Genomic DNA, 19,463 nt, shown 5'->3' on the forward strand with positions numbered 1-19,463 from the left:
ACCATCGGTCTCTCTTACTTATTCATTTCCAGTAATGGATCAATATATTCCCTGTCATTACTTAATCTCGGTACTTTATTTTGCCCTCCAAGCTTTCCTTTAGCTTCCAGCCATTGGTAGAAAAGGTTTTCCTTAGCGATATGAACAATAGGCCTTTTTAAGGTCATATTATTGTACCTTTTCGCTTCATAATCTGAATTGATGGCTTTTAAATGCTTGTCAAAGGCATCTATAAAGTGGTCCAGGTTATCCGGATGCTGGCTGAATTCAAAGATCCATTCATGAGCGCCGCCTTCATTTCCTTTCATAAAGACTGGAGCTCCTGTAAAGTCGGTAATTTGGGCCCCTGTTACTTCACAGGCTTTTGAAAGGGCAGATTCTACATTGGTAATCATTAGTTCTTCCCCAAAGGCATTGATGTAATGTTTGGTTCTTCCTGTTATTTTGATTCTGAAGGGATTGGTTGAAGTAAAGACTACCGTATCACCAATCAGGTATCTCCAAAGTCCTCCGTTGGTTGTAATGACCATAGCATAATTTTTTCCCACTTCCACATCTTCGAGATTGACAACCTTCGGATTTGAAAAATGAAACTGATCCATCGGTATAAATTCGTAAAATATACCATAATCCAGCATCAGAAGCATCTCATCACTGTCTGATCGGTCCTGGATGCCGAAGAATCCTTCAGAAGCATTATAAATTTCGTAGTAATTGATGTTTTTTCCGATGATCTGCCTGTATTGCTCCCTGTAGGGCTTAAAACTGATTCCGCCGTGAAAAAACACCTCCAGATTGGGCCACAATTCAGAAATACTTCCTACGTGGGTTTCCTTCAGTACTCTTTGAAGAAGGACCATCATCCAGCTTGGTACCCCTAGGATACTTCCCACATCTTCATTTTTTACTTCAGAAGTAATTGCTTTCAGCTTACTTTCCCACTCTCCCATCAGAGATACCTTCTTACTTGGGGTGGTGGTAATTTCTACCCAGAAAGGAAGATTATCAATTAAAATAGCAGATAAATCACCAAATTTAGTATTGAAATCCGCATACAGTTCAGAGCTTCCGCCTAACCGTAAATTTTTATAATTAAAAAGCTGATTTTCAGGATGGTTGTTCGCATAGATGGAAACCATATCCTTTCCTGCCTTCATATGACAATATTCAAGGCTTTCTGCAGATATGGGAATAAATTTACTTTTAGCATTGGTAGTCCCCGACGATTTTGCAAAATGTTTAATGAGCCCGGGCCAGCTTACATCCTTATATCCCTGTCTTGCTTTTTCAATATAGGGTTCCATTTCTTCATAGGTAACAATCGGAACCTTATTTTTAAAATCCTGATAACTTGAAATGGAATTGAAACCGTAAAGTTTACCATATTCTGTATCCTCTGCATGAAACAACTGAGAAAAGAGTATACCTTTCTGTGTTTCAATGGGATGATCCATGAAATTCTGTATCTGGTCAATTCTTTGACGGATAAACCAGTTGACCACGGTATTGAAAAGTGCTTTGGTTGCCATTCCAACAAATATAATGATATTTGAATTTTCAGAAAATTTTTTATCTGATTAAATAAAAAAACCGTTACAGATTATGTAACGGTTTGATATTTAGTTTATTGTATATTAGCAATACTCGTCATAAGCAGCCTGAAGGTTGGCAGCAATAGCACCAGCCGGATTCCCTTCAATGTGGTGTCTTTCCAGCATGTGAACCAATTCACCATCTTTGAAAAGGGCAACACACGGAGAACTTGGAGGAAATGGAGCAAGGTGTTTTCTTGCTTCTACTACCGCTTCAGTATCATATCCTGCGAATACGGTTGTTAAATGATCTGGTTTTTTATCTCCTGTCAAAGAGTATACTACTCCTGGTCTTGCCGCTCCTGCAGCGCAACCACATACAGAGTTGATGACCAGTAATGTTGTTCCGGACTGCTTTAAAGCCTCTTCTACCTGAGCAGGAGTTGTTAAATCCTGAAAACCTTTATCTGTAAGCTCTGCCTTCATAGGCATTACTAAATCTGTTGGATACATATATTTTGTTTTTATCACCACAAAGTTAAGCAATTCCTGGCGTTTGTTCAATATATAAAAACTATCAATCGTTTAGGCATATAAAATTAACCAAATATTAATACTTCAATAATATTCAAAAAAAAGTGAATTAAGACTAGGAATAATGAAATATTATTATTAAATTTGAAATGATTCTGAAAAACAAGGACCATGAAAAAAACATTTAAGGCTTTCCCTCAAGCAATCAATCACTTAAATACTGTCTGAAATATGGTAGTAGCTAAATTCTTTTTTCAGTTTAGAATTAAAACTGATTAACAAACTTTAATATCCAAAACGAAGTCCGGAACTGAACAGTTCCGGACTTCTTTAATCAAATCGATATGCAAAGGTTGTATATCCTTAGTTATGGAGTGAAACGTGTCTAAGATTTGTAAATCAGTTCAAATCTCAAAAAACGGATCACCTTAAGACAGGAGTTTCTTAGCCATCTCGGAAATACTTTTTCCATCAGATTTTCCGGCTAATGCTTTTGATGCCACTCCCATTACCTTCCCTAAATCTTTGATAGATTCAGCTCCGGTTTCAGAAATAATGTTTTTAATTTCTGTTTCCAGTTCTTCAGCAGAAAGCTGCTTTGGCAAAAACTGCTCAATAATTTTCATCTGAGCTTCCTCTACTTCTGCGAGATCATTTCTGCCCTGGGCTGTAAACTGGTCGTAAGAATCCTTACGTTGTTTTACCATTCTCTGAAGGATGGCAATTTCCTGTTCTGCAGTTACTTCTGCTCCTACAGCTTCAGTTTTAAGCAGTAATATCTGGGATTTTACAGCACGCAGAGAATCTAAAGCTACTTTGTCTTTAGCTCTCATTGCTGTTTTTATAGCTTCGTTTATTGTATTTTCTAAACTCATGGTTTCAAATTTAACAATGTATCAATGTAACAGTTTACCAATAAATGTCTGGTAATTGTTACATTGGTACATTTCTACATTGTTATATTATTTAGTCTACGTCTTTATTTAAAAATCTGTTTTCTCTGATCTGCATAGATCCATTGTTATCAGACAGGTATGTATTGATGTTCTGGTCTGATGCATTGTTTCCGTCGATCGAAATATTTTTTCTTTTGAAAGCCGGAATAGATTCAAATTCACTTGTGCTGTCAAAGCTCTGATAGCGTGAGTTGAATTCTTTTAATTTATTTCTTCTTTCAATCACTCTGTCCTGATCAATTGTTTTATTCACGAAAGTGAATTCTGATTCTTCAGTTTTCGGAGTTTCAATTTCTGTTTTGTTTTCAGAAGCTGATCTTATTTCAGCCTTTGGTTCTTCCTGTTTCTGATAGAATGTTTCTATTTTTTGAGCGGGTTCAGCTATGGCAGCGTTTGTTGGGGTATTAAATTCTGCCTTTGGCTGTCCAAAATCGGTATTGGGTTCGTTTCTTGTAGGCTCGTTGACAAAGAAGCTGAATTCAACAGGTTTTTCCTCTGAAAAAGAGCTTGTAAGCGGAGTTCCGGATTGTGGCTCATCTTTCTTGTTTTCAAAATCAAATGAGAAAGACTGGATCTCAAGATCGTTAGGATCGTCATGCTCTTCATCAATAGAGAATAAGCTGTATTCTTCTTCTGCACCTTCTTCATTTCTCCAGTTCTGTTCAGGAGTATTCACCGTATCTTCCTCTTTATCAAAGAATTTTATTTCAGTTCTGGGCTGTTCTTCTTCAATAATCATTTTTTTTTCAGTAGACTTCACATTGAATGAGATGTCGTGGTCTTCATCATCCAGCCTGAAAAGATTTTTCCCACCAAAATCATGCGTGGTTTCAGGAGCAGATTCTCTTTCTTCTCTTGTTTTGAAAGGAGAATTTTTGGGAGCTTCAAAACTGTCGTTAAGACTGATTCTGATTTTCTCTGTAGGTCCTGCAAACTTCTTATTATCGTTGGAGAATCCTGTTGCAATAACAAGAACGCTTACTGCATCTCCTAATTCTTCATCAGCACCCACCCCGAAAATGATATCCGCTGTATTTCCAGCTTCTTTCTGGATGTGGTCCATGATCACCCCGATTTCGTCCATGGTTACTTCTTCTGCACCACTTCTGATCAATAACAGTACGTTTTTCGCTCCTGTAATCTTGTTATCGTTCAATAATGGAGAATCTAAAGCCTTTCTTACCGCTTCTTCCGCCTTATTTTCACCCGAAGCAATACCTGTTGACATCAGCGCAGTACCGGAGTTCTGAAGTACAGATTTAGCATCTCTAAAGTCAATGTTTACATCAAAGTAACCGGTAATAACCTCTGCCATTCCTTTGGCAGCATTGGTTAAAACTTCATCGGCTTTTGAGAATCCCTGTTTGAATCCAAGGTTCCCGAACTGCTGTCTTAGTTTATCATTATTGATGACAATAAGTGAGTCAACATTATTTCTTAATTTATCAAGACCGTTTTCTGCCTGTTCCAGCCTTCTTTTCCCTTCAAAGCTGAAAGGAACGGTAACAATACCTACCGTCAGGATTCCCATGTCTTTTGCGACTTTAGCAATGACAGGTGCAGCTCCGGTACCGGTACCACCACCCATTCCGGCAGTGATGAACACCATTTTGGTGTTTTGTCCCATAGCCGCTTTGATATCTTCAATACTTTCGATGGCAGATTTTTCTCCCACTTCAGGATCGGCACCAGCTCCAAGCCCTTCTGTGATAGAAGTTCCCAACTGAACTTTATTGGCTACCGGGTTGTTATCTAAAGTCTGGGCATCTGTATTACAGATCACGAAATCAACCCCGTGAATCCCTTTTTCGTACATGTGTTTCAGGGCATTGTTTCCACCGCCTCCTACACCGATTACTTTTATAATGGATGAATTTCCTTTTGGTAAATCAAATGAAAATCCTTGTGTACCTAAATTTTCCATAACTATACTTTTTATAATTATAATTGATCATTGATTGATGATAATTGATAAGGAAAAGATCGTTTATCGCTTATCATTCATCATTTATAATTTACTCTACTTCTTCAAAGAATTTTTTTACTTTTTCCATCAGCGACTGGCCGAAGGTCAATTTCGCTTTTCTGTTTTCCAGTTTCTCCTTTTCAAAAGACTGTTGCTCTTGAACGGGCGCAGCCTGCTGAACAGTTTGAACAGTTTCTGTCTGTGCTGCAGTAACTTCCGGTTTTGGCTGTTCAGTGACAACTTCTGCTATTTCATCAATATTCTGCTTTTTGTCCCTGATCTTTAAACTTTCCATCAGTAATCCGATAGATGTAGCAAATTCAGGGCCTTTCAGATACTGATTTTTATCGTTGGCAATATATTCATTCGCAAAACCGATTCTGCTGTCAAAACCTGTGGTATAATTGGCCAGCTGGCGAAGATGCTTTAAGTTTGAACCCCCACCGGTAAGAACGATTCCGGCAATCAGTTTTTTCTTTTGTTCAAAAGCTCCGTAAGCCTTCAGCTCTGTATTTACCATTTCCAGAACTTCTTCTACTCTTGCATTGATGATCTGTGCCAGCGTTTTTAAAGAAATTTCTTTGTCTGGTCTTCCGTGAAGCCCGGGAATGGTTACAAAAGTACTGTCTTTTTCCAATTCGGGAACAGCCGAACCAAACTTTACTTTCAGTTGTTCTGCATGTTTCTCTATGATAGAACAGCCTTCTTTGATATCTTCGGTAATAATTCCGCCTCCGTATGGAATCACGCAGGTATGACGGATGATATTATCTTTAAAGATGGCAATGTCGGTTGTACCACCACCAATGTCAACGATGGCTACCCCAGCTTCTTTCTCTTCTTTGGTAAGGACAGCTTCTGAAGACGCCAATGGCTCTAAAGTAAGGGCTTCCATTTCCAGGCCGGCCTCACGGACACATCTTGCAATGTTTCTGATACTGCCCATTTGGCCTACTACAACATGGAAGTTTGCTTCTAATCGTTTTCCATGCATTCCGACAGGTTCCTGAATTTCCCCCTCGGAATCCACTTTATATTCTTGAGGAAGTACGTGGATAATTTCTTCTCCAGGAAGCATGACCAGTTTTTTTACCTGATCTTTTAATGCTTCAATGTCATCGTCTGTAATAAATTTGTCAGGATGTTCACGCATAATATAATCGGAGTGCTGCAGAGAACGGATGTGTTTTCCTGCAATACCTACCGTAACTTTGCGGATAGGAACTCCGGCGCTGGATTGTGCTTCGGATACTGCAGCCTTGATTGAATTAATGGTCTGTGAAATATTATTCACAATCCCTTTATGAACACCAAGACTTTTAGCTTTTCCTACACCGAGAACTTCTATTTTCCCGTGTGCATTCCTTCTTCCGACAATCGCGACTATCTTTGTTGTCCCGATGTCCAGACCTACTGAATACTCTTGATTTTCCATTTTATATCGATTTGATTTTTTCTACTTTTTTCCTTTTTCACTATAAGGATGATCTCTTATTTGTGCATTAAATGCCCTGAAGGGCCTATTCTATTTTTACTTTTGCCTTAGGCTTGGACTGTGCCTTGACGGGTGGCTTTTTCTCGGCTTTTTTCGTTTCTTTTGTATGTGTTTTCGTTTTTGTACTTTCTTTAGGCTTTACCGTGGTGGAGGCCTTTTTCGCTTCCGTTGTCTGGGGCTTACTATCCGTCTTTTTAGCTGCTGCTGTAGAAGGAGCTTTGGCCAGTTCCATTTTTCCTGCCTTTAAAATACTGTCATTTTCTTTAAAATAAGGGTTTAAAGTAGTGACAATCTGATTTTGATATTTCACAGAAACCATACTGTATTTCTGCGGATCCTGGTATACCAGGTATTTCTCAACAAAGGTTTTAAATCCTTTTACTTTAAAGTCGATATTATCAAGATCTCCTATTTCTACTCTATAGTTTCCTTCGCTTGTAAGCAGGCTATAACTGTCTTTATTTTTTGAGATTCCAATAAAATATTTTTTACTGAAATCATCTTTGTCAATCTTTTCTACCAGTTCTGCCAGTTTTTCATATTCATCCGGCTGTACATTTCCGGTTACCAGCATACATGGGTGTGAATAGGTTCTTGAAATCGGGAATTCAATCCCCTTTTCATCTACATAAAAGTCTCTTCCGTCTTTATTCAGCCTGAAGACAGGTACTCTTTGCTTGATATCCAGATTCAGTTTTCCATTCAGATTCAGATAGACATTGGCGCTATCCACTGCCGGAAGAGAATTGATCTTTTTTTCTAAAGAAGGAATATTTAGATCTCCTACTTTTCCTGAAGGGTTTTCTTTTTTTACAATCTCCCTGATATCTTTTTCATCCACAAAATACACCGGAGTTTTCTCGCTCATTTTTACAGAAATCTTATTGTCCGTAATCTCCTCACGGCTGAATCTTCTCAATGAGAAGCTCAGTAAAAATCCTAAGATGATTACAGTGACAACAATTTTTAATATTCTGTATTTATTTTTCATACATTTTTTGTATTCATGTATTTATGTAAAATGTATTCATGAATACGTAAATACATTATTACTTTTTACAATTTATTTACAACTCGTTTTACTCCATTTTTGAATAGCATTGAATGGAAATTCAAAATCATTCCGAGTTTTATGTTGGTTATTCTTAAATAATTTAAAAGCTGAAAAAAATGATAATCATTAATCTCCTGAACTGCTTTTATTTCAATTATTAATTTGTTTTCAACTAATAAATCTACTCTGAACGCTTTAGATATCTTTAACTCTTCATATTCAATGTCAATGTTTTTTTGACTTTCTACATTCAATCCTCTATTTTTTAGTTCATAAACTAAGCACTCTTCATATACATTTTCATAAAGTCCAATTCCAAGCGTACGATGTATTTTCATTCCAGCACTGAAAACAATCTCTGAAATTTCATTTTCTATCATACATTTTGTGTTTTTCTTTTAACGCTACGATCGCAAAGCAACCTTTTTATTTTTCCGTTCGCGAGGGCGTTTCACTCAGCGAGGGCTATAACTTATATAATTTGTTTTCTCATTTTTGCTGAGTAAAACGCCTTTGCGAACGATGTTACATTTTTCTTCGCGAGCATAGCGTTTATACTCAAATTTTCTCAATCCATTCACAGATAGGATCATACAGGGTATCTATATTTCCTGCACCTACGGTGAGAAGGATATCAAAATCTTTTTCTTTTATTTTTTCAAAAGCATCAGATAAAGTCGATACCTCTTTTTTATCTAATGTCACTTTTTCCAGCAGCCAGTTTGAAGTAATTCCCTCAAAATTCTCCTGAAGCTCTCTCGCAGGATAAATATCAAGCAGAATAAGTTCATCGGCTTTGCTTAAGCTTTCCGCAAATCCGTCTGCGAAATCTCTTGTTCTGCTGAAAAGGTGGGGCTGGAAGGCTACCAGAAGTTTTTTATCAGGATAAAATGTTCTGATTGAGCTCATTACAGCATTGATTTCTGTAGGATGGTGAGCGTAATCGTCAATATAAATTTTACCGTTTTGATAAATATGTTTGGTATATCTTCTTTTAATTCCTTTAAAATTGGCAATTGCTTTTTTCAGCGTATCAAAATCTGCGCCTAAATTATGCAGAATAGCCAGTGCTGCAGTAGCATTTTCCACATTATGAATGCCAGGAATTTCCCAGACAAAATCCTTTATCGTTTCTGTTGGGGTATGGAAATCAAAATAAATTTTATCATGATCCATACGCAGATTGTCTGAATAATAATCTGCAGGCTCATTAACGGCATAAGTCTGATGTCCTCTGCCGATTTCCAGTCCCTTTCTTATAAAAAGCTGTTTGTCTTCAGGCACTAATGCTGCAAACTGTCTGAATCCTTCTTCAATATGGCTCTTATCTCCATAGATATCAAGGTGATCCGCATCTGTAGATGTCACGACTGCCCAGTCCGGAGAAAGGTTCAGGAAGCTTCTGTCATATTCATCTGCTTCTACTACAGAATAGGTAGAACCATTGTACAGGAAGTTGGATTTAAAGTTTTCAGAAATCCCTCCCAGAAAACATGAGAAAGGAAGATCTGCTTCTTTGCACAAATGGGCAACAAGGGTAGACGTGGTGGTCTTTCCGTGAGTGCCAGCTATGGCGATGCAGTCTGTATTTTCTGTAATTAATCCTAAAACTTTCGCTCTTTTCAGAACTTCAAACTGATTTTGGCTGAAATAATCCAGTATTCCAAGTGTTTTGATAGCAGGAGTATAGATGACCAGTGTATCTTCTTTCTGAAGAGAGGTTATTCTTTCATCAATAAGATCCTCAAAAACAATATCAATGCCTTCGTTCATCAGGTTCTGGGTAAGTTTTGTATTGGTTTTGTCGTAGCCCAATACTTTTTTCCCGGAGGCATTGAAATAACGCGCCAGTGCGCTCATTCCGATACCTCCGATTCCGACGAAGTAAAAAGTCTGATATGTTTGTAAAATGTTCATTTATATTTTAATCTTTAATGGCTCTTAACTAGTTCAGAGCTTTATTTTTAATATATTATAAGACTTCAATCACTGATATCCATGACTTGTTAACGGATTAAATTTTTAACAGAGTCAGGCTGAGCTTGTCGAAGCCTCTAATCTTTCATTCTATTTTTTGATAACATTGGTAATAAATCCCAGTTATCATTTATTATTGCTTCCTTCTTTTTTCTACTCCAACCTTTAATTTGTTTTTCAAAGCTTATCGCTTGAGTAGCATCATTAAATTCATGGTAGAAAACAAGTTCTACGGGTTTTCTTGTATACGTGTAACTTTCAGGATTTAATCCGTCATTATGTTCATTAATTCTCCTTTCCAAATCATTGGTAAAGCCTGTATAATAAGAATTATCAGAACATTTTACAATGTATACATAATATATTTTCATTTATTCATTTGTGTTTGCTTACTGGCCCTTCGACAAGCTCAGGGTGACAGCTCTAATACTAACTGTCTTATTTTATGTAGGTCAGGCTGAGCTTGTCGAAGCCTGACCTAATTATTTTATTACTTTAAAAATCTCGTCTACAATCTCTTTTGCTGCATTGGGCTTGGCAAAATATTTCAGATTGTCAGACATTTCTTTTCTTAGACTTTCATTCTCACAGATTTCTGATAATGTATTCCAGAATTTTTCCTGCATCTCAGAGTCTTTTACCATTCTGGCTGCATTCTTTTCAACCAGATTCATGGCATTTTTAGTTTGATGGTCTTCCGCTGCAAAAGGGAAAGGCACCAAAAGCACCGGTTTCTGTGCTACAGCCAGTTCTGAAATGGCAATAGCTCCTGCTCTGGAAACAATGATATCAGCGGCAGAATAGGCCAGTTCCATGTCTTTAATAAATTCTTTCAGATGAATTGAAGCTGGAAGCTGAAGGCTGGATGACAATTCTTTGTAATCCAGTTTTCCTGTTTGCCAAATTAACTGATACCCTTTTTCTTTCAGATTTTCAAGGTTTTCTTTCCATGCATTATTTAATGTTCTGGATCCTAAAGAACCGCCTACTGAAAGAATGGTAAGTTTGTCTTTATCCAGTCCCATTTTCTCTTTTGCCTGAGCAGTATCTTGCATTCCTGAAATAATATTTTCACGAATCGGATTTCCCAGGAATTTTATTTTCTCTGCCGGAAAGGCATCTACTTTCGGATAAGCCGTAAAGACTGCTTTAGCTTTCTTGCTGAGGATTTTATTCGTTACCCCTGCATGGGCATTCTGTTCCTGAATGAAAATCGGAATTCCCATTTTACTGGCTTCATAAAGAGCGGGTCCGCTGGCAAATCCTCCCGTTCCTACCGCAAAGTCAGGCGCGAAGTTTTTGATAATCTTTTTAGATTTGGACAGGCTTTTCAGAATCTTGAAAGGGAGACCTAAATTAGATAACAAGTTACCTCTGTCAATTCCGGCAATATCAATTCCTTCAATTTTATAGCCTGCCTGTGGAACTTTTTCCATTTCCATTTTCCCGTTGGCACCAATGAACAAAAATTCTGCATGAGGAAATCTTTTTCTGATCTCATCAGCAATAGCGATGGCCGGGAAGATATGTCCTCCTGTTCCCCCGCCTGATAATAGTATTTTTAATTTTTTGTCCATTTTAAGCGATATCGTTTATTTCTGCTATACTTTGTTTTTTGCCCATTCCTTCTTCATCATAAATCTGAATTCTTGAGCTTATATTTAGAATAATACCTAACTGTAAATAAGTCACCAGCATTGAGGTTCCTCCATAACTGATCAAAGGCAGTGGCTGCCCTGTTACCGGGATCAGATTCACTGCTACAGCAATATTTACTGAAAGCTGAATAAAGATCATTACCCCGAGGCTGAGAACAAGCAACGATCCGAAGAATGCCGGCATCTTACTGGCGATCATGACGATCCTGATCATCATAATCAGGTATAAACTGATCAGAAAGGCTGCGCCTATCACCCCATATTCTTCTACAATGACTGCGAAAATAAAGTCGGAGGCAGACTGTGGAAGCATCTGTTTCAATGCACTTTTTCCCGGTCCCATCCCGGTAATTCCGCCATGTACAATAGCTGCTTTAGCCTGCATTACCTGATAGTTTTTTGCTTTTACGCTTTCATCATCTGTGTCTGCTGTTTTGGCTTTACTGGATGTAAATGTTTCTATACGGCTCATCCATGTATGAACACGGTTTCCTCCGATCAGATTGGTGTTCAGAGCAATCAGAAGGAAGAATACAATGGCTACAAATGATGCCGAGATAAAGCCCGCAATGTATTTCCAGTGAAGCTGTCCTATTACAAGAACTATCACAGAAACCATTAAAATCATTAATGCTGTGGAGCCGTTATCTTTGGCTACCAATACAAATACAAGCAGGATAGGTCCGAAGATATACATGATATTCTCTATCGGAAGTCTTTCCCTTGTGATCTTTTTGGTTAAATATCTGCACAGATAGATGATTAGCATTAAAAATGCAAATGATGAAGGCTGAAAAGAGATGGGGGTTCCAGGAATTTTCAGCCATCTGGAGGCACTGGCTCCATCAATGGTCTGGCCTGTAAACATGGTAACCACCAGGAGAATAATCATCAGGCCAAGCAGAATACTGCTGAGCTTTCCGATGTATTCATACTTTACGGTTCCTACCAGTCTCATAATACCCAATCCTAAGACTACAAAGAACATATGCTTGATAACGTGACCTGTTGTGGTCCCGTTATTGACAATGTATTCGAGATTTGAACTTGCAGAGTATACAGGGAAAATAGAGAAGATGGAGATCACAAGGATGACCATCCAAAGCACTTTATCGCCCTTTAGAAATTCAAATCTGCTTTCTGTGTTCTGTTCGTCCATAATTATTGTATTCATGTACTGATGTAAAATGTATTGATGAAACTGATGATCATTAATACGTTACTCCATTAGAACTTTTTACATTTTTATTTTAATACCTGTTGTTTAAACTGGCGTCCTCTGTCCTCGTAGCTTTTAAACAAGTCAAAGCTTGCGCAGCATGGAGACAGTAAGACTGTATCGCCTTTTTTAGCCAGAGATTTTGAAATTCTCACAGCTTCTTCCATGCTTGAAGTGTCATAAATAAATTCTTTTTTATCTTTAAAGAAATCGATGATCTTCTTGTTATCGACTCCAAGACAAACAATTGCCTTTACTTTTCTTTTGACTAAATCTTCAATTTCGGTGTAGTCATTTCCTTTATCTAATCCGCCAACAATCCATACGGTTGGTGTTTTCATGCTTTCCAAGGCATAATAAGTAGCATTTACATTGGTTGCTTTGCTGTCGTTGATGTATTTTACGCCATCAATTTCTGTCACAAACTCCAGTCTGTGTTCTACGGCCTGGAATGTCATCAATGAATGTCTGATACTTTCGTTGTTGATTTCTAAAATCTTACCGGCAATTGATGCTGCCAGGCTGTTGGCTACATTATGATTTCCCAACAGAGACAATTCATCAACTTTCATTGAGAATTCGTCTTTCATTTTTACCACAATTTCATCTTCATTTACAAAACCTCCTTCCGGTAATTTCTCTTTTGTTGAGAAAGGAATCATTTTGGCTTTTATCTCAAGCTTTTCAAGAAGATTTTTGCTCATTTCATCATCTTTGTTGTAGATGAAGAAATTATCATTTTCCTGATTTTCAGTGATTCTGAATTTTGCCAAGGCATATTCTTCATAGTTGTAGTTGTACTGGTCCAGGTGATCCTGGGACAGATTCAGCAATAAAGAAATATAAGGTCTGAAATTCTGAATATCATCCAGCTGGAAAGAGCTTACTTCCAGTACATAATACTCATGGTTTTCATCTGCAACCTGCTTGGCAAAGCTATAGCCGATATTTCCTCCCAAACCTACATTCAATCCGTCATTTTTCAGGATATAATAGATCAGGGAAGTTGTAGTTGTTTTTCCGTTACTTCCGGTAATGGCGATAATTTTTGCATCTGTAAATTCAGAAGCAAATTCAATTTCAGAGGAAAGTCTGATTCCTTTTTCATGAATTTTATTGATAATTTCCGCCTTTTTTGGAATTCCGGGGCTTTTTACGATCCAGTCAGCATTTAAAATTCTTTCTTCGTCGTGATTTTCTTCTTCAAATTCAATTTCATTATCGGTAAGGAACTGCTTATAGTTATCCTTAATGGCTCCTTTATCTGAAAGAAATACTTCCAGACCTTTCTTTTTAGCCAAATAAGCAGCACCGCATCCGCTTTCTCCACCTCCTAAAACAACTATTTTCATATTTATTCTTTTGTAAAATGTAAAATGTAAAACGTACAATGTATCTGGTGTCTTTTTACATCAATACTTTTTACTTTTTACAAAATTTATCTCATTTTTAATGTGATCAGACATATAATAGCCAATATTACTCCGATGATGATCATTCGGTTCACGATTTTACTTTCGTGGAATCCTTCTTTCTGATAATGATGGTGTAATGGTGACATCTTGAACAGTCTATTGTTTTGGGCATATTCCAGCCCGTATTTTCTTTTTCTGTATTTAAATACCCAAACCTGAAGAATAACAGATAGTAATTCAATTAAGAATACTCCGCATAATACAGGAATCAATAATTCTTTTCTTAAAATAATGGCTAATACAGCAATCACTCCTCCCAACATCAAACTTCCGGTATCTCCCATGAAAACCTGTGCAGGATAGGTATTGTACCAGAAAAAACCTATTACAGCCCCTACCATTGCTACGGCAAAGATGGTGGTTTCCCCCATGTTTGGAAGGAACATGATATTGAGGTAATCTGCAAAGATGATGTTTCCGGAAAGGTAAGCGAAAAGGGCCAGCGTGAGCAGTATAATAGTACTTGTTCCTGCGGCCAGACCGTCAATCCCGTCTGTGATATTGGCTCCGTTTGAAACGGCTGTTACAATGAAAATTACGATAGGAATAAATACAACCCATGCCCACTCATGGGCATCTTTGTCATTCATCCAAAATAAAATTCCGCTGTAGTCGAATTCATTATTTTTTGCAAAAGGAACGGTGGAAACGGTAATTTTTTCTGTCGGCATAAAATTTTGCTCTACGTTATTTCTGTTGACCACCTTAGCATCTGCATATTTTCTTTTAACGGTGATGTCCGGATGAAAATACATGGTAATTCCGACAATCAGCCCTAGTCCAACCTGGCCTACAATTTTAAATTTACCACTTAAGCCGTCTTTATTTTTTTTGACTTTCTTTAAATAATCATCAAGGAAACCAATTGCTCCCATCCATAACATTGAAACCAGCAGCAGAACAATATACACATTGGTAATCCTGGTAAACAGCAATACCGGAATAATGGTTGCCAGAATAATGATAAGTCCTCCCATGGTAGGGGTCCCTTCTTTCTGTTTCTGGCCATCCAATCCAAGATCACGTACCAATTCACCCATTTGTTTTGTTCTCAGGTAATTAATGACTCTTTTTCCGTAGACAAGAGCAATAATCAATGAGAACAGTACAGCCATTCCGGCACGGAAGGAAATGTATTTCAACATTCCTAATCCCGGAACGTGGATTCCATGGTTGGTTAGATATTCGTATAGATAGTATAGCATGTTTCTGTTTTTTATTATTTAAAAATTTAATTTATTTAAAGATTTAAAGATTGGGCTTCTCCATATTTTCATTTAAATACTTAATGAAGTTTGATATGTTTGAAGAAACCTCTTTTGAAAGAGTAATGATTTCTTCAGCTTTATTTTGATCACCTAATTTTAATCTTTTACTTACAATCAGCATGCTTTTTACCTCAGCACAGCTGCCTTTTGCAATTTTTAAATATCTAATAAATTGTCTGTTATTATTATATTCTGAGCCTTCCGCAATATTATTGCTAATGGAAAAACTCGCTCTTTTTATCTGGTTATTAAATTCAAATTCTTTTTCAAAGCTTGGATTTTGAAGAAACTCATAAACTTTTTGAATAAGATCTAAACTTTTGATATATACTGGGAAATTTTCAAAATTCTTCGTCATCATCAAATTTTTAAATCATTAAATGAGTTTAATCTTTCAATCTATTTGCTCATTAATTTCCAGAGCTCATTAATTACTTCTTTGTCATCAAAATGATGTTTCACACCATTGATCTCCTGATAGGTTTCGTGGCCTTTTCCGGCGACCAAAACGATATCTTTAGGTTCTGCAAACTTGATGGCCATTTTTATGGCTTCTTTTCTGTCTGGAATTGAAGTGTATTTGCTGAAGTTCTGTGGTTCAACACCTGCTTCAATTTCTTTGATGATCTGTGCCGGATCTTCTGTTCTCGGATTGTCTGATGTGATGATTGCCAGAGTGGATTTTTTAGTGGCAATATTTCCCATTTCAGGTCTTTTGGAGTGGTCTCTGTCTCCTCCACAACCAAATACAGTGATTAATCTTTCGTTCTTGGTTCTGATATCGTTGATGCTGTCCAGAATGTTTTCCAAAGCATCCGGAGTGTGTGCATAGTCTACGATAAAGAAAATCCCCCCGTCGGATTTGAATGTTTCAAATCTTCCGGAAACTCTTTTTAATCTGCTGATGGCCTGAAGAATTTCATCCTGTTCAAAACCCAGTTCAGCAGCAATTCCGAAAACCAGAAGTAAATTGTATACATTGAATTTCCCGGTCAGTGTCGTCCAGAATTCTTTTCCGTTGAAGTTCAGCAGCATTCCGTTGAAATCAACTTCCAATAGTTTTCCGTGATAGTCTGCCATGGTTTTCAGGGCGTAAGACTTCTTTTTAGCCTTAGTATTCTGAAGCATGACATTGCCGTTCTTATCATCCACATTGGTAATGGCAATAGCTGTATCTTCTAATTCGTCAAAGAATCTTTTTTTCGTTTTTAAATATTCTTCGAATGTTTTATGATAGTCTAAATGATCATGGGTAAGGTTGGTAAAGCCTGCTATTTTGAAGTGCAATCCTTCAATTCTGTTCTGAGCAATCCCGTGTGAGCTTACTTCCATGAAAGCAAATTCACATCCTTTTTCTACGGCTTCAGCTAAAATCCTGTTGATGGTAATCACGTCAGGCGTAGTGTGGGTAGCCGGTATAATTTCTTCACCAATTCTGATTTCAACAGTAGAAAGTAACGCAGCAGGATAACCCAGATTTTTGAAAACATCAAAAAGAAGGGTAGAAACAGAGGTTTTTCCATTGGTTCCTGTAACACCTATCAGTTTCAGTTTTTGAGAAGGGTTTCCGTAAAAGTTCGACGCCAGGTGACCTAAGGCTTTAGACGAATCTTTTACCAAAATATAGGTTACATTTTCTGCCAATGTTTGAGGGAGTTCTTCGCAAGCAATTGCTGCAGCCCCTTTTTCAATAGCAGATGCGATGAATGAATGGCCATCCACTACAGTTCCTCTCATTGCAACATAAAGAGAACCTTCTGTAACCTTTCTGCTGTCGATCACCAATTCTGCAACCTCACGGCTGTTATCTCCGTGAATTTCCAGTACTGGGATTCTGTTTACTAATTCTGTTATAATCATCTTTATCAATAAGGCTTTGCCTTATTTGGGTTTAAATTGTCCTTACGGGCTTGTTTTTTAATTCTGCAGAGACAAATAAATTCTCTGGTTTTTACTGATCGTTGTGCCTTCCAGCGGGAATTGTTCCTTAATTCTTCCTACTCCTTTATAGTCGACGCGATAGCCTAAGTTTTCCAACTGCGGGATCACGTTTTTCCCGATTAATCCCACTACATTAGGCATCTGTTTATCATTTACTGCTATTTTCACATTAGGCTCAACCATTTTACTCAGGTTTACCTTTTTGTCTACCAGCATTTCTTTTTCAATATTCTGTGGGGTCTTCAGGAATGTTTTTCCTGCAATTTCCTTAAACACCGGTGCTGAAACGGATCCTCCATAAAAGCCTTTTGCTGTATTGGGCTCACTGATCATTACATAACAGGTATATTTGGGTGCGTCAGCCGGATAAAATCCTGCGAATGAAGCACGGTATTTCATAGGGCCAGGCAGCCAGTACTCAAATCTTGCGGTTCCTGTTTTCCCTGCCATTTTCAGGTTGGGTGTAAAAATACTTCGTCCTGTTCCTTTTTCTACGGCTTTCGTTAAAGCACTGGTCATCATTTTAATCGCTTTTTCAGAAGCCATTTTGTTGACCATTACCTCAGGTTTTGCCTGATACATTACCTTTCCGTCTTTCATGATTTTATCGATGAATAAAGGCTTAAGCATTTTTCCTCCGTTAGCAACCCCATTGTAAAATGTTGTTAATTGAAGCAGGTTGATATTGGAAGAATACCCGTACGAAATAGAAGCAAGCGTTGCAGCGTTCCATCTTTTGTTTTCCGGTGTGACAATCTTTGGCTTTGTAATTCCCGGAAGTTCGATATCCATTTTGTCGAACAATTTCCAGCGTTTCAGATGATCAAGGAAAATCTGTGGCTTATCTGCATAATACTTTGTGATCAGTTTTGAAGTACCTACGTTACTTGATTTAGCCAAAACATCACTGATATCATAAGTTCCACCGCCATGACCGTCAGAGATTCTCTGTTTTGCATATACCCATACTCCGTTTCCTACGTTTACGGTTGTATTTTCGTCAATGAATCCGTCATCCATTGCTGCCAGAAGTGAAATGGTTTTAAAGGTGGATCCCGGCTCAATATTATCTTTCAGGGCATAGTTGTAGGAGTCTTCGTATTCTCCTGATTCCGTTCTTCTTAAATTAACAAGAGCACGTACTTTTCCGGTTTCAACTTCCATCACGATAACGGTACCGTGTTTTGCTTCAAAATTAATTAACTGTTTCTCAAGAGCAGAGTGTGCAATATCCTGAATTCTAAGGTCTAAGGTGGTATAGACATCTTCTCCATCGACGGGTTCCTTAACTTTCCAGAAGTCAATGGGTTTCCATTGTGAAGAGTTAATTCTTTGCTCCAATCTTTTACCGTCTGTTCCAGTTAAATATTTTGAAAAGGCGCCTTCCAGTCCGGATTTAAATTCACCGTTATCCATACCAATGGTACCGGCCCCGATTTCTGAAGTAGCCAGTTCTCTTTTGTAATTTCTGTCAACGATGAATCCTCCTTTATTTTTACCTCTTTTGAAGATCGGGAACTTTCTGATCCTGTCATATTGATCAAAATCAAGACCTTTTACAAGGGTGTAATACTGGTTTTTCTTTTTCTTCTGTTCATCGAACTTCTGTCTGAATTCGCTTCTTGGTTTTCCGAACATTTTGCTCAGAGAATCGGTCAGCGCTCCGATATTGTTAGAGTACACCGTATCTTTCATTGTTTTGAAGTCAAGATAGATGTCATACCGCATTACAGTTGTGGCAAGAATAGAGCCGTCAGAAGCAAAAAGATTACCACGGGCGGCCTTTAAAGTGGCTTCGCGATAGTTTTTATTAATGTAATCATCTTTGATTTCCTGGACATTGGTATTCTGAAGGATGACAATTCTTGCCAAGAACATGACAAACACGCACAAAGCTACCACTGCAAAGAGGTAGCCCCATCGTAACGTTTTCTTACGTTTATTGTCGTATTCATTTTGCTTTTGCATCTGTACTGTCCAGTTTTATTAGCAATTTGTGAGGATGGTTTTCCAGGGTCATCAATGAATCCCGTGCAACCTCTTTCCCCAGCTCTGATTCCATTTTTACTTTGATCAGCTTACTCTGGGCGTAAGCGTTTCTTGATTTATATTCTTCTGTTTCTTCCTTTAAGGCGTTTACAATTTTAATTTTTTTATTGACGAGATGGTTCGTATAAATCATGGCCATCATCAGAACAAACAACAGGAGAAAATACTTGTAATGTATTTTGATCTCATCACGGTTCAGAAAGTTACCTTTTATAATATCTATAAAAGTGAGTCTTTTCTGGGGGCGATTTGTTGTTCTTTTTGCCAATTTATTGTGTCAATTTGCTTTGCAGTGAATTTACTTCGTGTCAATAGTCAATTTTATTTTGCTTAATGATT

The 19,463-nt window shown here is 37.6% G+C and carries 17 protein-coding genes; all 17 read right to left on the minus strand.

The features are described 5' to 3' along the window. Positions 1 to 14 precede the first annotated feature (14 nt). The 17 genes from CRS_RS08670 to CRS_RS08750 all read right to left on the minus strand — a co-directional run bounded on the left by CRS_RS08670 (position 15) and on the right by CRS_RS08750 (position 19,392). Entirely contained in the window at positions 15 to 1,529 is a 1,515-nt protein-coding gene (locus CRS_RS08670) for a GH3 auxin-responsive promoter family protein (RefSeq protein ID WP_142723649.1), read from the minus strand. 105 nt (positions 1,530 to 1,634) lie between these two features. Continuing rightward, positions 1,635 to 2,045, minus strand: a complete 411-nt coding sequence (locus CRS_RS08675) for a BrxA/BrxB family bacilliredoxin (protein WP_002981903.1) — start codon at positions 2,043 to 2,045, stop codon at positions 1,635 to 1,637. 449 nt (positions 2,046 to 2,494) lie between these two features. Beyond that, a complete protein-coding gene (locus CRS_RS08680) occupies positions 2,495 to 2,941 on the minus strand; it encodes a GatB/YqeY domain-containing protein (RefSeq protein ID WP_142723650.1) in 447 nt (148 codons plus the stop codon). A 91-nt stretch (positions 2,942 to 3,032) separates the two neighbouring features. Further along, positions 3,033 to 4,946 (minus strand): cell division protein FtsZ, encoded by a 1,914-nt coding sequence (gene ftsZ, locus CRS_RS08685; protein ID WP_142723651.1) that lies wholly within the window; start codon positions 4,944 to 4,946, stop codon positions 3,033 to 3,035. Positions 4,947 to 5,037: 91 nt separating this feature from the next. Then, positions 5,038 to 6,423: a cell division protein FtsA gene (gene ftsA, locus CRS_RS08690; RefSeq protein ID WP_142723652.1), complete on the minus strand. Its 1,386-nt coding sequence runs from the start codon at positions 6,421 to 6,423 to the stop codon at positions 5,038 to 5,040. A gap of 85 nt (positions 6,424 to 6,508) precedes the next feature. Beyond that, positions 6,509 to 7,474 (minus strand): cell division protein FtsQ/DivIB, encoded by a 966-nt coding sequence (locus CRS_RS08695; RefSeq protein ID WP_142723653.1) that lies wholly within the window; start codon positions 7,472 to 7,474, stop codon positions 6,509 to 6,511. A gap of 65 nt (positions 7,475 to 7,539) precedes the next feature. Further along, positions 7,540 to 7,917 carry a GxxExxY protein gene (locus tag CRS_RS08700; protein WP_106917722.1) on the minus strand — a complete coding sequence of 126 codons (378 nt, stop codon included), beginning with the start codon at positions 7,915 to 7,917 and terminating at the stop codon, positions 7,540 to 7,542. A 178-nt stretch (positions 7,918 to 8,095) separates the two neighbouring features. Beyond that, a complete protein-coding gene (gene murC / locus CRS_RS08705; protein WP_142723654.1) occupies positions 8,096 to 9,454 on the minus strand; it encodes a UDP-N-acetylmuramate--L-alanine ligase in 1,359 nt (452 codons plus the stop codon). Between the two features lie 137 nt (positions 9,455 to 9,591). Next, complete coding sequence (locus CRS_RS08710; protein ID WP_142723655.1) at positions 9,592 to 9,885, minus strand: GIY-YIG nuclease family protein; 294 nt, start codon at positions 9,883 to 9,885, stop codon at positions 9,592 to 9,594. A 111-nt stretch (positions 9,886 to 9,996) separates the two neighbouring features. Beyond that, on the minus strand, positions 9,997 to 11,091 hold the full coding sequence (murG, locus tag CRS_RS08715) for an undecaprenyldiphospho-muramoylpentapeptide beta-N-acetylglucosaminyltransferase (RefSeq protein WP_142723656.1): 1,095 nt from the start codon (positions 11,089 to 11,091) through the stop codon (positions 9,997 to 9,999). Position 11,092: 1 nt separating this feature from the next. Beyond that, positions 11,093 to 12,346, minus strand: a complete 1,254-nt coding sequence (locus CRS_RS08720; protein ID WP_228451215.1) for an FtsW/RodA/SpoVE family cell cycle protein — start codon at positions 12,344 to 12,346, stop codon at positions 11,093 to 11,095. 71 nt (positions 12,347 to 12,417) lie between these two features. Then, positions 12,418 to 13,743 carry a UDP-N-acetylmuramoyl-L-alanine--D-glutamate ligase gene (murD, locus tag CRS_RS08725; RefSeq protein ID WP_142723657.1) on the minus strand — a complete coding sequence of 442 codons (1,326 nt, stop codon included), beginning with the start codon at positions 13,741 to 13,743 and terminating at the stop codon, positions 12,418 to 12,420. A gap of 86 nt (positions 13,744 to 13,829) precedes the next feature. Continuing rightward, positions 13,830 to 15,071, minus strand: a complete 1,242-nt coding sequence (gene mraY, locus CRS_RS08730; RefSeq protein ID WP_142723658.1) for a phospho-N-acetylmuramoyl-pentapeptide-transferase — start codon at positions 15,069 to 15,071, stop codon at positions 13,830 to 13,832. A 43-nt stretch (positions 15,072 to 15,114) separates the two neighbouring features. Then, complete coding sequence (locus tag CRS_RS08735) at positions 15,115 to 15,492, minus strand: four helix bundle protein (RefSeq protein ID WP_142723711.1); 378 nt, start codon at positions 15,490 to 15,492, stop codon at positions 15,115 to 15,117. Positions 15,493 to 15,533: 41 nt separating this feature from the next. After that, complete coding sequence (locus CRS_RS08740; RefSeq protein ID WP_142723659.1) at positions 15,534 to 16,994, minus strand: UDP-N-acetylmuramoyl-L-alanyl-D-glutamate--2,6-diaminopimelate ligase; 1,461 nt, start codon at positions 16,992 to 16,994, stop codon at positions 15,534 to 15,536. Positions 16,995 to 17,051: 57 nt separating this feature from the next. After that, complete coding sequence (locus CRS_RS08745; protein ID WP_142723660.1) at positions 17,052 to 19,043, minus strand: penicillin-binding transpeptidase domain-containing protein; 1,992 nt, start codon at positions 19,041 to 19,043, stop codon at positions 17,052 to 17,054. Beyond that, positions 19,027 to 19,392, minus strand: coding sequence for an FtsL-like putative cell division protein (locus tag CRS_RS08750; protein WP_002981890.1), 366 nt, complete (start codon positions 19,390 to 19,392; stop codon positions 19,027 to 19,029). The genes CRS_RS08745 and CRS_RS08750 overlap by 17 nt, the downstream gene beginning before the upstream one ends. Positions 19,393 to 19,463: the final 71 nt, after the last annotated feature.

The sequence above is a fragment of the Chryseobacterium sp. ON_d1 genome (assembly GCF_006829085.1).
Classification (GTDB): Bacteria; Bacteroidota; Bacteroidia; order Flavobacteriales; family Weeksellaceae; genus Chryseobacterium.

Excerpts from the sequence above, each read along its gene's own strand:
- CRS_RS08745 (WP_142723660.1), bottom strand. The coding sequence starts at position 19,043 with ATGCAAAAGCAAAATGAATACGACAATAAACGTAAGAAAACGTTACGA.
- ftsZ (WP_142723651.1), bottom strand. The coding sequence starts at position 4,946 with ATGGAAAATTTAGGTACACAAGGATTTTCATTTGATTTACCAAAAGGA.
- CRS_RS08720 (WP_228451215.1), bottom strand. The coding sequence starts at position 12,346 with ATGAATACAATAATTATGGACGAACAGAACACAGAAAGCAGATTTGAA.
- CRS_RS08710 (WP_142723655.1), bottom strand. The coding sequence starts at position 9,885 with ATGAAAATATATTATGTATACATTGTAAAATGTTCTGATAATTCTTAT.
- CRS_RS08740 (WP_142723659.1), bottom strand. The coding sequence starts at position 16,994 with ATGATTATAACAGAATTAGTAAACAGAATCCCAGTACTGGAAATTCAC.
- mraY (WP_142723658.1), bottom strand. The coding sequence starts at position 15,071 with ATGCTATACTATCTATACGAATATCTAACCAACCATGGAATCCACGTT.
- murC (WP_142723654.1), bottom strand. The coding sequence starts at position 9,454 with ATGAACATTTTACAAACATATCAGACTTTTTACTTCGTCGGAATCGGA.
- murD (WP_142723657.1), bottom strand. The coding sequence starts at position 13,743 with ATGAAAATAGTTGTTTTAGGAGGTGGAGAAAGCGGATGCGGTGCTGCT.
- murG (WP_142723656.1), bottom strand. The coding sequence starts at position 11,091 with ATGGACAAAAAATTAAAAATACTATTATCAGGCGGGGGAACAGGAGGA.
- CRS_RS08700 (WP_106917722.1), bottom strand. The coding sequence starts at position 7,917 with ATGATAGAAAATGAAATTTCAGAGATTGTTTTCAGTGCTGGAATGAAA.
- CRS_RS08675 (WP_002981903.1), bottom strand. The coding sequence starts at position 2,045 with ATGTATCCAACAGATTTAGTAATGCCTATGAAGGCAGAGCTTACAGAT.
- CRS_RS08695 (WP_142723653.1), bottom strand. The coding sequence starts at position 7,474 with ATGAAAAATAAATACAGAATATTAAAAATTGTTGTCACTGTAATCATC.
- CRS_RS08670 (WP_142723649.1), bottom strand. The coding sequence starts at position 1,529 with ATGGCAACCAAAGCACTTTTCAATACCGTGGTCAACTGGTTTATCCGT.
- CRS_RS08735 (WP_142723711.1), bottom strand. The coding sequence starts at position 15,492 with ATGACGAAGAATTTTGAAAATTTCCCAGTATATATCAAAAGTTTAGAT.
- CRS_RS08680 (WP_142723650.1), bottom strand. The coding sequence starts at position 2,941 with ATGAGTTTAGAAAATACAATAAACGAAGCTATAAAAACAGCAATGAGA.
- ftsA (WP_142723652.1), bottom strand. The coding sequence starts at position 6,423 with ATGGAAAATCAAGAGTATTCAGTAGGTCTGGACATCGGGACAACAAAG.